Source organism: Paenibacillus sp. J31R34, from assembly GCF_059383715.1.
Window position 1 is genome coordinate 199077 of sequence record NZ_JBXENU010000007.1, and the last position, 17448, is coordinate 216524.

The window sequence follows — 17448 nt, forward strand, 5'->3', positions numbered from 1 at the left end:
CTTCCGCAATACGCAATTTTTTCTCTTCGCTCGGCATTTGCTTGTAAGAACCTTTGCGAGTGGAACAAACTTTATTGAAGTATTACATGTCTATGCGTATTCCGCGTGGAAATTGACCACTATTTTAGGCGGTAATCATGCATATTGCGACAAATACGCTTGCAGCGCGGGTTTGCTTGAAATATAAGCATTTATAAGTTTTACCCTTATAAATGGGCTTATATTTCTCGGACTGAAACGCGCCGCGCCGCCAGAGGACGGCTTTCGGCCGTTTCACCTTGAAATATAAGAATTTATAAGTTTTTCCCTTATAAATAGGCTTATATTTCATCGCGAAACGGTTGCTTTGCCGCCAGAGGACAGCTTCAGCCGTTTACGCTTGGACAAATCCATTCGATCTGCCCGCGCTCCCTATCCTTTTGTTATAATAGTTAGAAGAAAGCGGGGGAATGCACGTGGCAGTGGGTAAGGAAGAGGAGCTTTACAAGCCGATAAAAGCTTATTATGAGGCGCGCGGCTTCGTCGTCAAAAGCGAGGTGCTGCACTGCGATCTCGTTGCGAGGCACGCCGATACCGAAGAAACCATTATCGTTGAAATGAAAAAGACGTTCAATCTCGCCCTGCTGCTGCAGGGGATTGAACGCCTTCGTATAAATGATCAAGTTGTGCTCGCAGTCGAGCGCAATCGTAAAAAAAGCGGCGCACACAACCAGCGCTTCGGTGAAATTACCGAGCTGTGCCGCATGCTCGGCATTGGCCTGATGACCGTCACCTTCTTCAAGACGAAGGCGCCTGTCATTGATGTGCTGTGCGAGCCTGGCGAGGCGCCGCAGCGCGGAACCCGCCGCAAGAAGCAGGCTAGGCTGCTTCTTGAATTTCGCGAGCGCAGCGGCGATTATAATGTAGGCGGCAGTACCGGCCGCAAGCTGGTGACCGCCTATCGCGAGAAGGCGCTGCGCTGCGCCTACGCGCTCCAGCAGCTGGGGGAGGCGCAATCGCCTAGCCAGGTTGCTGCACTGACGAGCTTCCCGCGCAGCGGCGCTGTGCTGCGCGACAATCACTACGGCTGGTTCGAGCGCGAGCAGCGCGGAAAATACCGGCTGCTACCCGCTGGAGCAGCCGCCTTGATCGAATACGCTGAAGTCATCGCCGATTGGGTCGCCGCTTTGCCAAGCAATCAGGTTAGGAGCGGGCCGTAAACTCGCGGACCGCTTCAGCGAAGCGCTCTACGCCGAGCGCCGTTTTGGCTCCAATGTTATAAGTAAAGTTGAGCCGCGCCGTATTGCGCTGCGGGTCATAAGCGTAGAAGGAGCTTCCGGGTACGAAAGCAACGCCCTTCTGCACGGAGGCCCTAAGCAGCGCCTCTGCATCAAGACCTTCTGGCAGCTCCAGCCATAAGAACATGCCGCCCTTCGGCTCAATCCAGCGCAAGCCTTCAATATGCTGCTGTGCCAGCAGCCCTTGCATTTCGCGCATCCGCTCACCGTAGGAAGCAGAGATAACTTTAATATGCTCATCCAGCGGGAAGCTATCCAGCAGCTCGCTGACAATTTGCTGATCTATCGCACTGGAATGCAAATCGGCCGCCTGCTTCGCTTTAGCCATCATCGCAATAACCTCCGCTGGTCCCATTGCCCAACCTGTGCGCAGCCCTGGCGCAACCGTCTTAGAGAACGTGCTCGTATAAATAACCGAGCCCGAACCGCCAGCTTGCTGATCAAGCGCAAACAATGTCGGATAAACCGCATTTACATCATATTTTATTTCTCCGTATGGATCATCTTCCAATATCGGCACACCATAAGAGCTGCAAAGCGCGAGCAGCTGTTGTCTGCGCTCTGTGCTCCAGACACGTCCCGTCGGATTGCCGAAGGTAGGCACGGCGTACACAAGCTTTGGACGATGCTCGCGAATAAGCCGCTCCGCATCCTCGGCCACAATGCCATGCTCATCGCTTTCCGCTGCAATGACATTTAAGCCATTCATCTCAAATACCTGCAAGCAAGCGAGATAAGTCGGCCTTTCTACCAATATCGTATCGCCAGGCTCGGTCAGCACTTCAATAATGAGGCTGATCGCCTGCTGGGAGCCTGTCGTTAGCAGCATTTCGTCAGGGCGAACATTCATGCCCTTGTGACCCATACGCTCGCACAGCTGCTCACGCAGCGGCAAGAAGCCCTCGGTCAAACCGTATTGCATAGCACTTGCGCCCTTCGTAAACACCCGATCGGCCGCTTCGCGAATGGCCTGCACGGGGAACAGCTCCTCGGCCGGCAGCCCGCCAGCGAATGAAATCATATCCTTGCCCTGCGTCAGCTTAAGTATATCTCTTACGACCGATGATTTGAGAGCGGTCACTCGTGATGAAAAACGGTAATCCATGGTTCGACTCCTCCTAAGATGCAAGCTTTAACGCTTATAGCTCTATGTTATCAAGGTACAGCCCATATTTAAAGTTTTCTTTTTCGGGCAGGTTGGGTATAATGAAAACAGTTGCATGAGGATTTTGGAGGTGCCATTAATGTCCATCACATTCATTATTGTAATGACTGTATTCGTCTTGTTTCTGACGGCTATGTTCACGTCTTCTTACAACGATGACAAAACCAAAGGCCTGTAAGCCGAACCATCAGCTTACACCAAAAGAAGCTTCTCCGAAGGAACGCAGCCTGAGCTGCTCCATGGGGAAGCTTCTTTTGGTTCTTACCTATTTACTACCTATTAAGCATGTATGAGGTTAGCGGGCGAGCTGGCTCATTTCAGCCACACAAACGCCGCATAAAAAACGTTCTTTAAACTCGCGTACTTCTTCCATTGATCCGCAGAACACACATTTCGGACGGTAACGCTCCAAAATAATATGGTCGCCCTGCACTAAAATTTCAACCGGATCTCCCTCATTCATCTGGTAACGTTTACGCAACGATTTTGGAAGAACGATACGTCCGAGTTGATCTACTTTTCTTACTACACCTGCTGGTTTCATCGTTGTTCACCTCTCCTGTGTCTAGTTTGCAAGCCATTTCCGTGAAACACCGACAGTTCATTGCCTTAACGCTCTGCCTCTGTTTCCCCATTGTTGCTTCTCTCTTTAAGTAATCCGTTAAAAAAATCCTTAAGTAAATTCTTCACCTTGCCAACAAACTTTGAATCTGCAAGAACTAAAATGATTCGCAAGCCGCCTCTATTTTAAGACAGTCCGGGAAAATCGTTCTGTCTAAGCGCTTCGTACACGACGATCGCCGCCGAATTGGATAAATTAAGCGATCTGACCTTATCCGTCATCGGCATCCGAATGCATGTACTTAAATTCGCCTCAATCAGCTCTTGGGGCAGACCTTTCGTTTCCTTGCCGAATACGAAAAAATCCCCATCCTGGTACTGAAACTCATTATAGGCTTTGACCGCTCGCGTACTGGCATAGAAATACCGCCCATCAGCATACTGCTCCTGCAGCTCCTGAAAGGAATCATGGTACTCGACATGAACCGCATGCCAATAATCCAGGCCCGCCCGCTTCAGCGTCTTGTCATCCGTTTGAAAGCCCAGCGGACGCACCAGATGCAGATGCGCACCTGTTGCCGCACATGTCCGCGCAATATTGCCCGTGTTAGCGGGTATTTCCGGTTCTACTAACACAATATGAAATGCCATCTTCTTGTTGTCACCCCTTGTCCCTTGCCTATTATACATGAATTACTATTTTATTTGAAATAGGAATGAAATTTTACATCCCGTTAACGTACTCTTAATCCCCACTTGAACGTCTATCTTCATAATGTAGTTATGAGCAAAGACATGTTTAGGATAAGGGAGGCTTAATAAGACAACATGTTGAAAAAGAAAATTCTCGTCGTCGATGACGAGCCCTCCATCTCCATGCTGATTGAATTCAACCTGAAGCTAGCCGGATACGACGTCAGATGCGTAGATGACGGAGAAGCCGTGTTTGATATGCTGCGCCCCTTTCGACCAGATCTCATCGTTCTCGATTTAATGCTGCCGAAAATGGATGGCATTCAAGTATGCCGCGAGCTGCGCAAGCAAAACAACGCCGTTCCCATCGTCATGCTGACCGCCCTGCAGGATGTTACCGATAAAATTGCCGGCCTCGATAATGGCGCTGACGATTATATGACCAAGCCCTTCAGCCCGCAGGAGCTGATTTCGCGCATTCAAGCGATTTTCCGCAGACTGCAATCGCTGCCTGGAGCCGTACCATCAAGTGCCATTGACATTGGCCGCATGTCGGTTCGCCCAGATGAGCGGGAAGTGCTGATTGACGGCAAGCTGATCGAGCTGACGCCGAAGGAATTCGAGCTGCTCGTCTTCCTCTGCAAGCATAAAGGCAAGGTGCTGAGCCGCCAGCAGCTGCTTCATGGCGTATGGGACTATCACTTCCTCGGCGATACCCGTATCGTAGACGTCCATATTAGCCATCTCCGTGATAAAATCGAAAAAAATGCCCGAACCCCCGAATATATCATGACCGTTCGCAACGTAGGCTACAAGCTGCATGGCCCAAGCGCTTTGGAGCAAACCCTTGCCTAATTACACGAAAGAACCGCCCGTTCCTTTCATCTGTGAAAGGGGCGGGCGGTTTTTCTATCATTTTAGCACTGGGAGCTGCGATTAACCGTTGTTTTTTTGGAATTCAGCCATAAATTCAGCCAGCGCCTTGCAGCTTTCCAGTGGAACCGCATTGTAAGTCGAAGCGCGAAGCCCGCCAACATCACGGTGTCCTTTCAAGCCAACAAAACCTTCCGCTTCCGATTGCTTAATAAACTTCTTCTCAAGCTCTGCATCCTGCAGACGGAATGTAATGTTCATGAGCGAACGGCTTTCCGGAGCTGCAAAGCCATAATAGAAGCCGCCACTTTGATCAATCGTATTGTAAATGAGGTTTGTTTTGTCGCGATTATATTGATTGATTTGGGCAACTCCGCCTCTTGCTTTAATCCATTTCAGCACCAGATTGACCATATAAACCGAGAAGGAAGGCGGCGTGTTGTACAGCGAGCCTGCTTTCACATGGGTATCATAGCGGAAAATAGCTGGAATCGTCTTAGGGCTTTCTTTGACGAGATCATCACGAACGATGACAACCGTCACGCCCGAAGGACCAAGGTTTTTCTGAGCTCCTGCATAAATCAGCCCGAACTGACTGACATCGACCGGACGGCTCAAAATATCACTCGACATGTCCGCAATTAGCGGTACATTGCCGGTTTGCGGGAATTCAGCAAATTGCGTACCGCCAATCGTCTCATTTGTCGTAATGTGCAAATAAGCGGCTTGATCAGGCAGCTGAATGTCGGAAAGTGCCGGAATGCGGTTGAACTTGTGAGCCTCTGAAGTAGCAGCTATCGCTGTCTCGCCGACAAGCTTCGCTTCCTTGATTGCTTTCTCTGCCCATGCGCCAGTCATCACATAAGCGCCAACTTTGCCTGGGGTGAGAAAATTCATTGGAATGGTTGCAAATTGCGTGCTTGCGCCGCCTTGCAGCAGCAGAACATGATAATTGTCAGGAATGCCGTAAATTTCGCGAAAAAGAGCCTGCGTCTCATTGTTAACTTGCTCATACAGCTCGCTACGGTGCGACATTTCCATAATGGACATGCCCGCGCCTTGATACTCTACGAATTGCTGCTGAGCCTGCTCAAGTACTTCAAGCGGTAAAGCGGCTGGTCCTGCATTAAAATTGAATGCTCTCTTCATCTTCGGATAACCACCTTTAGTTATTAACATGATACCGCTATAATAGCAATTTTAGAGGCCCGCATCAAGTAGTATCCCGTCTTTTCGTGACAAAAGTCGAACACTTTATTATTGATTTCTTGTTAATATTCGGTTTTTCAACAAATATGTATACAAAAGATCATCGGTTTCCGCTATCGGCTTGCCAATGCTTCTTTTAAAGGATGCTTTTCACTCCAGTGACTAGGTAGAAAAAAAAGAGCCCCCATAGGAGGCTCCTTCAACGTTCATTCTAGCAATCGAAGTACAGGCTGTACTCGTGCGGATGAACACGGATTGAAACAGTTTTCGCTTCGTTGCGTTTGAATGCAACGTAGTTAGCGATAAAGTCTTCGGAGAATACGCCGCCTTCAGTCAAGAATTCGGAATCTGCTTCCAAAGCGCTCAGCGCTTCGTCAAGCGTACCAGGTACGCTGCGGATGTCTTTCTTCTCTTCTTCTGGCAATTCGTAAATGTTTTTGTCGAAAGGACCATAGCCCAAAGCAATTGGATCAAGCTTGCGCTTAATACCATCAAGACCTGCAAGCAGCATTGCTGCAAACGCAAGGTAAGGGTTAGCTGTGGAGTCAGGCGTACGGAACTCGATACGACAGCCTTTAGGTGTAACGGAAGCGATTGGAATACGGATCGCAGCCGAACGGTTACCTTTGGAGAACACCAGATTAACTGGAGCTTCGTAGCCAGGAACCAGACGTTTGAACGAGTTAGTGCTCGGGTTAGTGAGCGCGATCAAAGCTGGAGCATGGTGCAAAATTCCGCCGATGTAGTGCATAGCCAGCGGGCTCAGGTTGCCGTAAGCACCTTTTTCAAAGAACAAAGGCGTGTCGCCATCAAAGATGGAGGAGTGAACGTGCATACCGCTACCGTTATCGCCAAACAGCGGTTTAGGCATGAAAGTTGCAACTTTTCCATATTGGCGAGCTGTGTTGTGAACAATATATTTGTAAAGCAATAGATTGTCAGCTGTTTTAGTCAACGTATCAAAACGGAAGTTGATTTCTGCTTGACCAGCAGTTGCTACTTCGTGGTGATGACGCTCAACGCGAAGACCAGCTTCTTGCATCAGGCGAACCATTTCGCTGCGGATGTCTTGTTGGGAGTCAACCGGAGCTACTGGAACGTAACCGCCTTTAACTGGAACTTTAAAGCCAAGGTTTCCGCCTTCTTCTTTGCGGCCAGTGTTCCAGCCAGCTTCTTCGGAATCAACCGAATAGAAGGAAGTGTTCATCGAGCTTTCGTAGCGAACATCGTCGAAGATGAAAAATTCGGATTCAGGAGCGAAAAATGCTGTCGTGCCTACACCGGATTTTTGCAGAAACTCTTCCGCTTTTTGAGCGATGCTGCGCGGATCGCGCTCGTAGCGTTCGCCATCAGGCGTATGAATGTTAGACATTACATTTAGAGTTGGGTGATCAGTGAAAGGATCGATAAATACCGATTCAGGATCTGGCATCATAACCATATCCGACTCTTCGATTCCACGGAAACCCGGGATCGAGGAACCGTCAAAAGCTACACCATTTACGAAAGTATCGGCGTCAACTTCTGTCGAAGGAAGGGTAATGTGGTGCGCATGACCAAAAAGATCCACGAACCGGAAATCTACAAACTGAATGTTGTTTTCTTTAATTGTGTCCAAAACATTTTGAACTGACATCAGATATTTCCTCCATTTCCGAACATTTGCTTAGTATTGAACGGGTAACGTTCTCCTATCGTTCCAAACCATGACGTTATTATAAAACTACGATATTATCATCGTCAATAGTTATGTGAGGTATTTTTTATTCGCATGTTAGCTATACTTACAGGTTTACACATTTGTTCACAATTCCTCCTACACGGCAAAAGGAAAAGCCGTAATCCCTTTATTTTCATAGGAATTAACGGCTTTATAGGTCGATTATATTTTCCACTCTTTGAAAGCTTCTGCTGGCGCCTTCTCCGTGTTAAATTCTTTTCCAACAATTGGTGCGAGCTTTTCTAAATCCTTTAATAAATTAGCGAACTGGTCAGGAAACAGCGATTGTACCCCATCCCCAGTCATCGAATTATCTGGATCTGTATGCATTTCGACGATCAGCCCATTCGCTCCAGCAGCTACGGATGCCTTCGACATTGGCTCTACAAGCTCGCGGCGGCCCGTGCCATGACTCGGGTCAGAGATCACTGGCAAATGGCTGAGGCTTTGCAATACTGGAATAGCTGACAAGTCAAGTGTATTTCTTGTGTAGGTCTCGAATGTTCGGATTCCGCGCTCACACAGCATAACGTTCGGATTGCCTCCGGCAAGAATATATTCCGCTGCATTGAGGAATTCGTCGTACGTTGAGCTGAAGCCCCTTTTCAGCAATACAGGGGTTTGAATCGTTCCCAGCTTGCGGAGCAGGTCGAAATTTTGCATATTGCGCGTGCCGACTTGGAGAATATCCGCATATTCGGCGCATACATCTACGTATTCCGGCGTCATCACTTCGGTAATCGTTAGCAAGCCATGCTTGCGTCCCGCTTCTGCCATCATGACTAAGCCTTCAACACCCACGCCTTGGAAGCTGTATGGGCCTGTGCGAGGCTTAAAGGCTCCACCGCGAAGCACCTGCCCGCCTGCCGCTTTAACCAGTCGAGCAATTTCATCGATTTGCTCTGGTGTTTCAACTGCGCATGGTCCGCCCATAATAACTAAATGATTTCCACCAATTTTAACGCCTTTAATGTCAATAATGGTATCATCTGGGTGAAAATCACGACTTGCAAGCTTGTAGGATTTGGAAATTTTAATCACATTTTCAACGCCCTTGAGCTGGCGAAGATGCTCGGCTAGTGTAGGTGTCGCGCTCCCTATAATACCAATTACGGTCCGATCTGTTCCTCTTGATACATGGGCTTGAACACCTGCTGCTTCAATATGGGTAACAATTTCAGCAATTCTTGCTTCTTCAATATGTGGGTTAGTAATAACGATCATTTTAATCTCTCCTTTTTCACTTAAACGCTTGTTCGCTTCGACGCTTCTATGCTTTGCGGCTTTTATGCTTTTACTTGTTAAAGTGATTATATAAGAAGCGGCGCTTCCCGTCAAGGGTAAAAGGCAGAAAAAAGACGCCTTACGGCGTCTCTGGCACTTCCGGGCGCGCAACAACTGACTTTTTGCGGGCATTGGGAAGCAGCTTCTCCATATTGACAGTACGTACGATTTCCCATGTTGCAGGGTCGTCGTCATTGTATTGCTCCAAATACGTAATAACTTCCTTCGTAAGCGGCGTAGGGGTCGAAGCGCCCGAAGTAACGGCTACACGCTCAATGCCAATGAGCCATTCCCGTTTAATTTCCGACACATCCGCCACACGATAAGCGGTAACGCCTGCAATTTCCTCCGACACCTGTGCCAGGCGGTTGGAGTTGTTGCTGCGCGGATCACCCACGACGAGACATAGCTGGGCTTCCCCTGCCTGTCCTGCTACGGCCTCCTGGCGAACCTGCGTTGCCAGGCAAATTTCATTGTGGACTTCCGCCGTTGGAAACTTTTCAATCAGCTTGCTGATAATATGGCGAATATCCCATTGCGACATCGTTGTCTGATTCGTAATGACGATATTGCCTTCCGGCACTTCCAGCAAATCGATATCCTCAACACGTTCGATAAGATGTACCCGGTCTGGGGCTACGCCAATGGCACCCTCTGGCTCCGGGTGATTTTTTTTGCCAATATAAATAATGTGGTAGTCCTCGGCCATCTTCTCGCGAATCAGATCATGCGTCCGCGTTACGTCAGGGCAGGTTGCATCCACAACCGTCAATCCCTTGTCCTTGGCCCGCCTGCGAACTTCTGGGGAAACGCCGTGTGCGGTGAATATGACCGTTCCCTTTTCAACCTGCTCCAAAATTTCCAGACGGTTCTCCCCATCCAGCGTAATAACGCCTTCCTGCTCGAACGCTTCCGTCACATGCGCATTGTGCACAATCATTCCCAAAATATATATTGGCCGCGGCAGCTCAAGGTTTCTAGCCGTTTGCAGTGCGAGTACCATAGCGTCAACGACGCCGTAGCAATAGCCCCGCGGTGAAATTTTAACAATTTGCATGTTGGTGCACCTGCTTTCTGAACTGTGGGCATTAGCCCAAAGTTCGATCCGTTCCTTCTATTATAGACGAATCTGTCGTCTCAGAAAAGACTATGGGCAGCCAGATCGTAAACTCCGACCCTTCACCTGTGCGCGTCAGCACTTCAATGGAGCCGCGATGCTCATCAATAATCCATTTTGCAATGGATAATCCAAGCCCCGTTCCAACCGTTTTGCCGCGTGATTCGTCCACGCGATAGAAACGGTCGAATATATGCGGCACTTCCTCAGGGTCCATCCCCATGCCCGTATCGCTGACCGTAATCCCGACTTGATTGTCCTTGCTGCGCACGCTAAGCTCAATATGGCCTTCTACCGTATATTTGAAAGCATTCTCAATAAAAATAAACAGCAGCTGCTGCAAATAATCCTGATTGCCTCTGACCTCAATACCGCTGAGCGGAGACAGGTCGCCTACGCGCCACTCAGCAGTACGCGGGAGCAGCTGGGCACGACGTGCAACCTCCTCGACAAGCGGCTGCATCGATACAACCGTCTTCTCCATTTCATAGCCGGCATCCGCACGGGCAAGCGCCAGCAAATCATTAACAAGCGTCGACATACGGCGGGATTCCGCTGCAATATCCTGCATGGCCTCAACCGTAAGGCCGAAGCGCTGGTTATCAAGCGCCAGCACGATGCCATCCAATGCATTCGGGTCCTTCGTTTTTTCCCACATTCGCTGAAGCAGCTCAATATTGCCTCGAATCGTCGTCAGCGGCGTCCGCAGCTCATGCGACGCATCCGAGACGAATCTGCGCTGCGCTTTGTAGGATTCATCAAGCTCATTGTAGGCCGTCTCCAAACGGGCCAGCATGACGTTGAGATTATAGACAAGCCGTCCGACTTCGTCATTAGGGCCACTCATTGGAATACGCACACTAAGATCAGAACCGCTTTGAATTTTCTCAGTTGATTTAATGACGCGTTCAATTGGCCAAAGCACCTGTCGAGCCAGCAGCAAGCCAACTGTAAAGGCTATCAAGACAGCGATAACCGATGCGGTAAACAAAATCGTCTTTAAAGCCTTCAAATAACTTTCCTCGCTAGTAACGATGGCACCAACCTGTATAAGACCAACCAGGTCCGTCTGGGAATCATCACTGTAAATGGGACGTTGATAAATTAAAAACGTTACATTCGCATCATTTACCTTAATGTTAGCCTTTATGAAGCCTGCCTGCACATTATCCTTCACGTCAGGAATCGGATATTTTATGCCTGAGCTGAGCAGCTCCTTGCTCGCATTAATAATGCCCTCTTTATATCTGACAATTTGCAAATAAAAGGAACGCTCATAAAACCGCCCTTGTGAAGGGGCAATCAATAGGTTGAGCTCATTGGATTCCGTTTCCCGCACAAATACATTGTAGCTGTCCGCTTCGCCCTTCAGCTGATCTTTCATCTGCCCATAAGTATTAAAATTAACAAATATATAGATGGCAAAACCAAATATCAGCAGCGTCATCGCGAGCAAAGCTGAATACCACAAAGTTAAACGCAGCCGTATGGTCATCGCTGATCAGCCCTCTCCCCGCAGCACATAGCCTGTACCACGAACGGTTTGAATCATGCGCTTGCCGCCGCCCTCCTCCATTTTCTGGCGCAGCATCGCAATATAAACTTCAAGCACATTCGACTCTCCGCTGAAGTCGTAGCCCCATATTTTTTCCATAATGACATCACGGGTCAATACGCGGCGCGGATTCTGAATAAAGAGCAGCAGCAGATCATATTCCTTGGCTGTCAGCTCAATACGCCGTCCATTTCGAATCGCTTCGCGGGCATCTTGATCAAGTGCCAGGTCCTCGTAGACGATTTTGCTGCCCGTATCCTCAATCTTGTCCGACTTGCGTCGCAGCAGCGCTCGAACTCTGGCAAGCAGCTCTTCGAGTGCAAACGGCTTCACCAGATAATCATCAGCTCCTGTATCCAGCCCTTTCACCCGATCGGTAATATCATCCTTCGCTGTCAGCATCAAAATCGGAACCGTGCTTCCGCCTTCGCGTACTCTGCGGCATACTTCCCAGCCGTCTACATGCGGCATCATAACGTCGAGTATAAGCAGCTGCGGCTCCGCTGTCATTAGCAGCTTCAGCCCCTCTAAGCCATTGCTTGCAGTCGTCACTTCATATCCTTCAAAAATCAGGCTCCGTCTTAATAAAGAGGTGATTTTCTCATCATCGTCCACAACTATAATTTGTGTTCTCATCCGTACGCCCCCATATTCTTTAAGCTTCATAAAAACAGACGCAGAGAGATTGTTCGCCTCTGCGCCTGATTAACCATTCAGCACCGGCTGCACCGATATGCTGCTTGCTTTATTATTCTGCGTTGAACTTGTTGCGGTCGCCAATGGTGACCGTCAAATCCATTTTCGCACCTTTGCGGATAATATTCAACTGCACTTCATCGCCAACCGCTCTCTTCTTAATCGCCGCGATTAAGTCCTGCGTGTTGTTGTACACTTTGCCGTCAATGCCGATAATAACGTCAAATTGTTTCAAATCGCCCAAGTAGGCAGGAGAGTTATAATACACATTGCTGACAATGGAGCCTTCCGCTTTATCCATGCCTAGCTGCTTCGCCATAGCATCCGTTACATCAGCCAGCTCTGCTCCGATGAACGGTACTGGATCCTTCGGAACTTCAACGTTATTTTTCAAATTCTCCAATACGCCTTGGATCGTGCTTGTTGGAATCGCAAATCCGATTCCTTGCGCCTGGGAGCTTACAGCCGTGTTAATGCCGATTACTTCGCCATTTACGTTAAGCAGTGGTCCGCCAGAGTTGCCTGGGTTAATCGAGGCATCCGTTTGCAGCAAATGCTCGTAGTTGCGTGTTCCTTGCTCATCCGGAATGGAAATTGGACGCTCCTTCGCACTCAGCACGCCAACGGTAATCGTATGGTCGAAGCCATATGGATTGCCGATCGCCGCGACCCAATCGCCGATTTTAATGCTGTCGGAGCTGCCCAGCTTCAAAGTAGGAAAAGCTTTTGTGTCCGTTACTTTAAGCACAGCCAAATCCAAATTATAATCAGAGCCCAGCAGCTGCGCTGTTAGCGGCTTGTCATAACCTTGCACCGTGACTTCGATTTTCTCTGCACCGCCAACAACATGCTGGTTCGTCAGAATGTAACCGGAGGCGTCGAAAAAGAATCCGGTACCGCTGCCCGTTGCCTGCAATCCATTGCTGTTGTTGTTTTGCTCCTGGCTGCCTGCTCCCGGATAATCTTGACCGAAAAACTGCTCAAAGAAAGAATCAGCCGATGAACCGCCATTGCTTCTTGCAGGCGAAGCAAAGGTCTCAATTTTCACAACAGCCGGGCTTGATGCCTCGAACAGCTTAGCAATGTCGTCCGGTCTGTCGGATGCTGCTGTAAGCCCGCTGTTTTGTCCCGTCGCTGTAGCGGTTCCCTGCTGGGATACGGTCGCTTCCGCCGGCTTGCTAAACCAATTATTCACATCCGCCGCATACATTAAAGAGCCTACTACTAAAACCCCAGCTATAAACGAAGAAAACATCGCTTTGAATGACGTTCTGCGCTGCGGCTCCTTCACCTGCCAGCCGCCTCTTGCGGATGACTGCGATGAACTGAACGGCCTTACTGGGGCAGGAGGCATAGAATCAGCAAAGCTTGCCTGATCCCCCTGCTGCTGGCTGTACGGCTGGGATGCCGCAGCAGATTCCTGGCTGGATGCCTGTGCTGGAGTTGAAATAGGCTGATTGCCTGTTCCTGACCCATCAGTTAGCACATTATTATCGGGTGCGCCCGACTTAAACGGTCCGTAAGAATAGTAGTAGGAAGGCTTGCTTGCCTGTTCAGAAGAATCAGCAGATGCTTCATCAGCTTGGACTGGCTGAACGTTGTCCTCCTGCTTCTGCTGCCCGTCCTCACGATTTTGGAAAAAATCATCAAAGCCGTTCTTTTTATTCTGATCGTCCATTCCCGTTTCCTCCTCATCGGTATACAATGAAGCAATTCAGTCTCTAGAGTCTGCTTGCTGGTTAATTGTTGTACTCCTATCATGCACATTCTACCTTAAAACAATCTTAAAAGACATTTAAACATACATAAAAAAAACTCCCAATCACCAATGAGAGGGAGTTTTTCATGCTAATTTTACGATTCAAATGTCAGCTCAAGCTCAGGACAATGCCCGCTCTACCTGCTGCAATATGTCCTTGGCCCGCTCGACCCATTCGCTTTCAATGTCAGCATCTGGATCAATCGGCGATTGAAATTGATCGAATAAGGCGCCTACCAGCCGCACCGAGGCTTCCTCGTCATTGCCTTCATTATATAAATGCTTAAGCACATAAGGCGTTCCCAGCTTAATACTGGCATCCGTATCCGAAGAGCTATTATCGATGGTGCCATCTGTCACTTCAAAAGGAATCCGCAGCCATACTTTATGAGCTTCATCCAATGGGCGATCGAACGAACCAGCAGCATAATCCCAATTGCCGCCTAAAGCGAACGTATGCTGCGTCAGCATATCGCGGGTTTCAATAAAGGATTGATGGCTGGCTTCCAGCTCCGATGACAGCAAAATCATAGCAAGACGCTCCTTTTATGTACGCTTTAGTGCGGCTCAGCTCGCCGCTGTACATCATTAGTATAGCCCGCCTTTTGCTGCATTATGTGATAGATAAAAACGATATGGTTTATTTTTGAATACTGATTATTGGCTTTTGGCCCAGCCCTTGCGATGAGCGAGCACCGCGAGCTGTGTCCGATCGTCCAGCTCGCATTTCATTAATAGATTGCTGACATGCGTCTTGACCGTCTTAATGCTAATGTGCAGCTCTTCGCCAATTTCCTTGTTAGAACGTCCCTCGGCAATTAGCAGCAGCACTTCCTTCTCCCGCTCCGTCAGTCCTTCATCACCTGATTGCGCTGTACGCTGCCGGAGGCCACGCGTCAAAGCCTGAGATACATCAGCGGTCATTACTGGCATGCCTTTCGAAGCGCCATTTAGCGCATAAATAAGCTCTTCGGCCGAAACCGTCTTCAGCACATAGCTGACCGCCCCTGCCTCAATAGCAGCATACACTTTATCATCCTCCAAAAAGCTCGTCAGCATGACGATTTTCACATCCGGATATTTCGCCATGACCCGTCTCGTCGTTTCAATGCCATCCATTTCAGGCATCATTAAGTCCATCAGCATGACATCAGGCATCCCTTTCGGAATGCCGGCATCAAGCTTATCAAGCGCAGCCTGCCCGCTGCCAGCCTCTGCAACGACTTCAAATTTTGGCTCCAGCATTAAATACGTGCGCAGCCCTGTTCGAACCATATCATGGTCATCAATAATCATGATTTTCAACTTTTCCTGGCTGTTCATTTTTTATCGCTCCCCCGCCATATTTTTGGAATAGACACCTTGACCCTCGTCCCGCTGCCTGGCTTGCTTATAATTTCTGCCGTCCCACCAAGCTTCTGGGCACGCTCGTGCATCGTTGACAGCCCATAAGACCCCCGTTTGACCTCATCTACCCGAAAGCCCGCTCCATCATCCTGCAAGCTCAGCACAATTTGCCGTTCATTTTCAGATAGCGTTAGCGAGCAGCCTACGGCTTTCGCATGCTTTACGATATTGGCTAGCCCCTCCTGCACGATGAGAAAAAGCTGATGCTCCTTCGCTTCCGAGAGCGGCTCAGTCAGACGCCAATCCAGCTCGCCTTGCAGATGGTTTTGCCGGCAATAATCAGGAAACCACTTGTCCAGCGCTTGGCGCAGCGTACGGCCTTCAAGCTCCATCGGACGAAGCTGGGCGATAAAGGTGCGCATTTGCTTCTGGGCAAGCGTTGACATCTCGATTAACTGGCCCAGCACCTCAGCCGCGCGTTCGCTATCCACCTGCTGAAGCTTTGGCAGCGAAGAGGCGCACATATGCATCGCAAACAACTGCTGGCTTACCGTATCATGCAAGTCACGGGCAAGCCTTTTACGCTCCTCCAGCACCGCCGCTTCATTAGAGGCAGCCTCGGCCATAACCTGCTCCTCGCCTGTGCGCTGGATGTAAGTCATCCGCTCCTCCATTTGCCTCGCAAGCACATTAAATTCCTCATAAAGCTCGGTGAAGGACAAGCCGCCCCGCTCGGCAATCCGAATTTCAAAATTGCCGTTAACAGCCTGCTTCATCGCAAGCTGAAGCGTATCCACTCTGCGCTGTATGCGCCTCCCGGCCCAATAACCGCAAGACGCAGCAACAAGCAGGAAGACGGCTGAGGCTGTCAGCCCCAGCTCCCATCTTCCTGCATTTGGCATGAGTCCATAAGCGATCATCGCCGCCGCTCCATAAGCCAGAGCAGCAGCGAGCACAAACATGGATATCAATTCCCATTTTCCACTGCGAAGCAACCGAACCATCATAAACGCTTATCCCACCCTCGTGACACGCACATCGCCAATAAACGAGCTAACGACCAGCCTTATTTTTTTATCCGTCTCCGCATAGGAAGGTGATGCCATATCCATCGACTTGAACATGCCTTGCTCCTTTTTGCCAAGAAACTTCACATCGCCAATGAAGACGCTGCTCTGCACGTGAATACCCACTTCATAATCGTTAGGGACGTATACTTTCACATCGCCGATAAAAGAGGATACCGTGATCTTCGTTTCCCCGTAAGCAATTTGTGCTTTCGTTAAATCAATAACGGTATCGCCGATAAAATGCGAAATGTTGATTGGCTGCAGCTCCCAATGATCATGGCCGATATGAATATCGCCAATGAAATTAGAGCGGGTCTGTGTATTCGGATCATTGTTCCACCACTCGCTTTTACCGCTGTAGTGATTTTTTTCATTTTTCCACTCTTTGCGCTGTTCCCGATACTGCTGCTTCCATTCTTTACGCTGATCGCGGTAATGCTGCTTGGCCTGCTCTTTCCACACGCTGCCAATCGGCTGTTCCTTCTCTAAATTTATTTTAGATTTACCACCTTCAAAGCCATTTTGCTGAAATGGTGCTCCATTAACGGAACCAGCTTGTTTTTGCTCCTGCTCAGGAGAAAAAGGATCGGTTGGGCCCGGATGCAGCGGCGGTGCCGGAGGTACATCGCCGTCCCCATAACCATCATAAGATTTCCAGTCATCGGAAGGAGGCACATCCTGCTTCCGTCTTTTCCTGCTCGGCTTGCGAAGCATATTAATGCCGACCAAAATAATAATAATCGGCCAAATATACGGAATAATATCGCCTATGGCCCAATCCGACCAGCCCATGTTACGGGCAAGAAACACGACGCCAATAATAATCATCACCCAGAAGCCGCCGCCATGCTTATGGGAATCTTTCGAAAATACCCCTTTTAGCCCAATGACGATTAAAATAAGCGGCCAGAAGTTGGAGATCATTTCTCCAATACTGAGCTGGGTGGAAATGATACCCGTTTGATTAAGAAAAAAGACAACACCTATCGCAATAACGATACCAGCTGTTATAAATCGATTGAAAAAGCTGCCATTCATAAGGTAATCAACTCCTGCCTTCAATTGGTTCATTACTTGATACGTCTAAGTATAACGGACTCTCCAAACACAAGAAAGGGACGG

Annotated in this window: 16 protein-coding genes; 2 read left to right on the top strand and 14 right to left on the bottom strand. The window is 49.0% G+C overall.

Features of this window, described 5'->3' with window-relative positions; all coding sequences use genetic code 11:
* The first annotated feature begins 455 nt into the window (after window positions 1–455).
* A complete protein-coding gene (locus tag AC50YG_RS20195) occupies window positions 456–1199 on the top strand; it encodes a DUF2161 domain-containing phosphodiesterase (RefSeq protein WP_494829070.1) in 744 nt (247 codons plus the stop codon).
* Here the strand turns inward: AC50YG_RS20195 and AC50YG_RS20200 are convergent.
* The 3 genes from AC50YG_RS20200 to trmL all read right to left on the bottom strand — a co-directional run bounded on the left by AC50YG_RS20200 (window position 1183) and on the right by trmL (window position 3654).
* On the bottom strand, window positions 1183–2382 hold the full coding sequence (locus tag AC50YG_RS20200) for an aminotransferase-like domain-containing protein (RefSeq protein ID WP_473762076.1): 1200 nt from the start codon (window positions 2380–2382) through the stop codon (window positions 1183–1185). The genes AC50YG_RS20195 and AC50YG_RS20200 overlap by 17 nt on opposite strands.
* Before the next feature lie 355 nt (window positions 2383–2737).
* Entirely contained in the window at window positions 2738–2986 is a 249-nt protein-coding gene (locus AC50YG_RS20205) for an AbrB/MazE/SpoVT family DNA-binding domain-containing protein (RefSeq protein ID WP_046228684.1), read from the bottom strand.
* A gap of 203 nt (window positions 2987–3189) precedes the next feature.
* Window positions 3190–3654 (bottom strand): tRNA (uridine(34)/cytosine(34)/5-carboxymethylaminomethyluridine(34)-2'-O)-methyltransferase TrmL, encoded by a 465-nt coding sequence (trmL, locus tag AC50YG_RS20210; RefSeq protein WP_338555108.1) that lies wholly within the window; start codon window positions 3652–3654, stop codon window positions 3190–3192.
* Between the two features lie 177 nt (window positions 3655–3831).
* On the opposite strand from trmL, the gene AC50YG_RS20215 reads away from it, so the two are divergent.
* Window positions 3832–4551 carry a response regulator gene (locus tag AC50YG_RS20215; RefSeq protein WP_338555107.1) on the top strand — a complete coding sequence of 240 codons (720 nt, stop codon included), beginning with the start codon at window positions 3832–3834 and terminating at the stop codon, window positions 4549–4551.
* 81 nt (window positions 4552–4632) lie between these two features.
* Here the strand turns inward: AC50YG_RS20215 and serC are convergent, their stop codons facing one another.
* The 11 genes from serC to liaF all read right to left on the bottom strand — a co-directional run bounded on the left by serC (window position 4633) and on the right by liaF (window position 17364).
* Window positions 4633–5718, bottom strand: a complete 1086-nt coding sequence (gene serC, locus AC50YG_RS20220; protein WP_341281608.1) for a 3-phosphoserine/phosphohydroxythreonine transaminase — start codon at window positions 5716–5718, stop codon at window positions 4633–4635.
* Between the two features lie 271 nt (window positions 5719–5989).
* Window positions 5990–7414: a type I glutamate--ammonia ligase gene (gene glnA / locus AC50YG_RS20225; protein ID WP_494829074.1), complete on the bottom strand. Its 1425-nt coding sequence runs from the start codon at window positions 7412–7414 to the stop codon at window positions 5990–5992.
* Window positions 7415–7660: 246 nt separating this feature from the next.
* A complete protein-coding gene (gene aroF / locus AC50YG_RS20230; protein ID WP_494829076.1) occupies window positions 7661–8722 on the bottom strand; it encodes a 3-deoxy-7-phosphoheptulonate synthase in 1062 nt (353 codons plus the stop codon).
* A gap of 139 nt (window positions 8723–8861) precedes the next feature.
* Window positions 8862–9839: a 4-hydroxy-3-methylbut-2-enyl diphosphate reductase gene (locus AC50YG_RS20235; RefSeq protein WP_473762082.1), complete on the bottom strand. Its 978-nt coding sequence runs from the start codon at window positions 9837–9839 to the stop codon at window positions 8862–8864.
* A gap of 31 nt (window positions 9840–9870) precedes the next feature.
* Window positions 9871–11394 carry a sensor histidine kinase gene (locus tag AC50YG_RS20240; RefSeq protein WP_494829078.1) on the bottom strand — a complete coding sequence of 508 codons (1524 nt, stop codon included), beginning with the start codon at window positions 11392–11394 and terminating at the stop codon, window positions 9871–9873.
* 6 nt (window positions 11395–11400) lie between these two features.
* On the bottom strand, window positions 11401–12090 hold the full coding sequence (locus tag AC50YG_RS20245) for a response regulator transcription factor (RefSeq protein WP_341281603.1): 690 nt from the start codon (window positions 12088–12090) through the stop codon (window positions 11401–11403).
* 112 nt (window positions 12091–12202) lie between these two features.
* Window positions 12203–13828: a S1C family serine protease gene (locus AC50YG_RS20250; protein ID WP_494829081.1), complete on the bottom strand. Its 1626-nt coding sequence runs from the start codon at window positions 13826–13828 to the stop codon at window positions 12203–12205.
* Between the two features lie 201 nt (window positions 13829–14029).
* Window positions 14030–14440, bottom strand: coding sequence for a YugN family protein (locus AC50YG_RS20255; RefSeq protein ID WP_341281601.1), 411 nt, complete (start codon window positions 14438–14440; stop codon window positions 14030–14032).
* A gap of 126 nt (window positions 14441–14566) precedes the next feature.
* Window positions 14567–15232, bottom strand: a complete 666-nt coding sequence (locus AC50YG_RS20260) for a response regulator (RefSeq protein WP_473762089.1) — start codon at window positions 15230–15232, stop codon at window positions 14567–14569.
* The gene (locus AC50YG_RS20265; RefSeq protein ID WP_473762091.1) at window positions 15229–16263 is read right to left on the bottom strand and encodes a sensor histidine kinase; all 1035 of its coding nucleotides are present in this window, start codon (window positions 16261–16263) and stop codon (window positions 15229–15231) included. The genes AC50YG_RS20260 and AC50YG_RS20265 overlap by 4 nt, the downstream gene beginning before the upstream one ends.
* 6 nt (window positions 16264–16269) lie before the next feature.
* Window positions 16270–17364, bottom strand: coding sequence for a cell wall-active antibiotics response protein LiaF (gene liaF / locus AC50YG_RS20270; protein WP_473762093.1), 1095 nt, complete (start codon window positions 17362–17364; stop codon window positions 16270–16272).
* Between the last annotated feature and the right edge of the window lie 84 nt (window positions 17365–17448).

Coding starts and splice junctions, on each gene's coding strand:
- AC50YG_RS20200 (WP_473762076.1), bottom strand. CDS start 2,382: ATGGATTACCGTTTTTCATCACGAGTGACCGCTCTCAAATCATCGGTC.
- AC50YG_RS20205 (WP_046228684.1), bottom strand. CDS start 2,986: ATGAAACCAGCAGGTGTAGTAAGAAAAGTAGATCAACTCGGACGTATC.
- trmL (WP_338555108.1), bottom strand. CDS start 3,654: ATGGCATTTCATATTGTGTTAGTAGAACCGGAAATACCCGCTAACACG.
- AC50YG_RS20215 (WP_338555107.1), top strand. CDS start 3,832: ATGTTGAAAAAGAAAATTCTCGTCGTCGATGACGAGCCCTCCATCTCC.
- serC (WP_341281608.1), bottom strand. CDS start 5,718: ATGAAGAGAGCATTCAATTTTAATGCAGGACCAGCCGCTTTACCGCTT.
- glnA (WP_494829074.1), bottom strand. CDS start 7,414: ATGTCAGTTCAAAATGTTTTGGACACAATTAAAGAAAACAACATTCAG.
- aroF (WP_494829076.1), bottom strand. CDS start 8,722: ATGATCGTTATTACTAACCCACATATTGAAGAAGCAAGAATTGCTGAA.
- AC50YG_RS20235 (WP_473762082.1), bottom strand. CDS start 9,839: ATGCAAATTGTTAAAATTTCACCGCGGGGCTATTGCTACGGCGTCGTT.
- AC50YG_RS20240 (WP_494829078.1), bottom strand. CDS start 11,394: ATGACCATACGGCTGCGTTTAACTTTGTGGTATTCAGCTTTGCTCGCG.
- AC50YG_RS20245 (WP_341281603.1), bottom strand. CDS start 12,090: ATGAGAACACAAATTATAGTTGTGGACGATGATGAGAAAATCACCTCT.
- AC50YG_RS20250 (WP_494829081.1), bottom strand. CDS start 13,828: ATGGACGATCAGAATAAAAAGAACGGCTTTGATGATTTTTTCCAAAAT.
- AC50YG_RS20255 (WP_341281601.1), bottom strand. CDS start 14,440: ATGATTTTGCTGTCATCGGAGCTGGAAGCCAGCCATCAATCCTTTATT.
- AC50YG_RS20260 (WP_473762089.1), bottom strand. CDS start 15,232: ATGAACAGCCAGGAAAAGTTGAAAATCATGATTATTGATGACCATGAT.
- AC50YG_RS20265 (WP_473762091.1), bottom strand. CDS start 16,263: ATGATGGTTCGGTTGCTTCGCAGTGGAAAATGGGAATTGATATCCATG.
- liaF (WP_473762093.1), bottom strand. CDS start 17,364: ATGAATGGCAGCTTTTTCAATCGATTTATAACAGCTGGTATCGTTATT.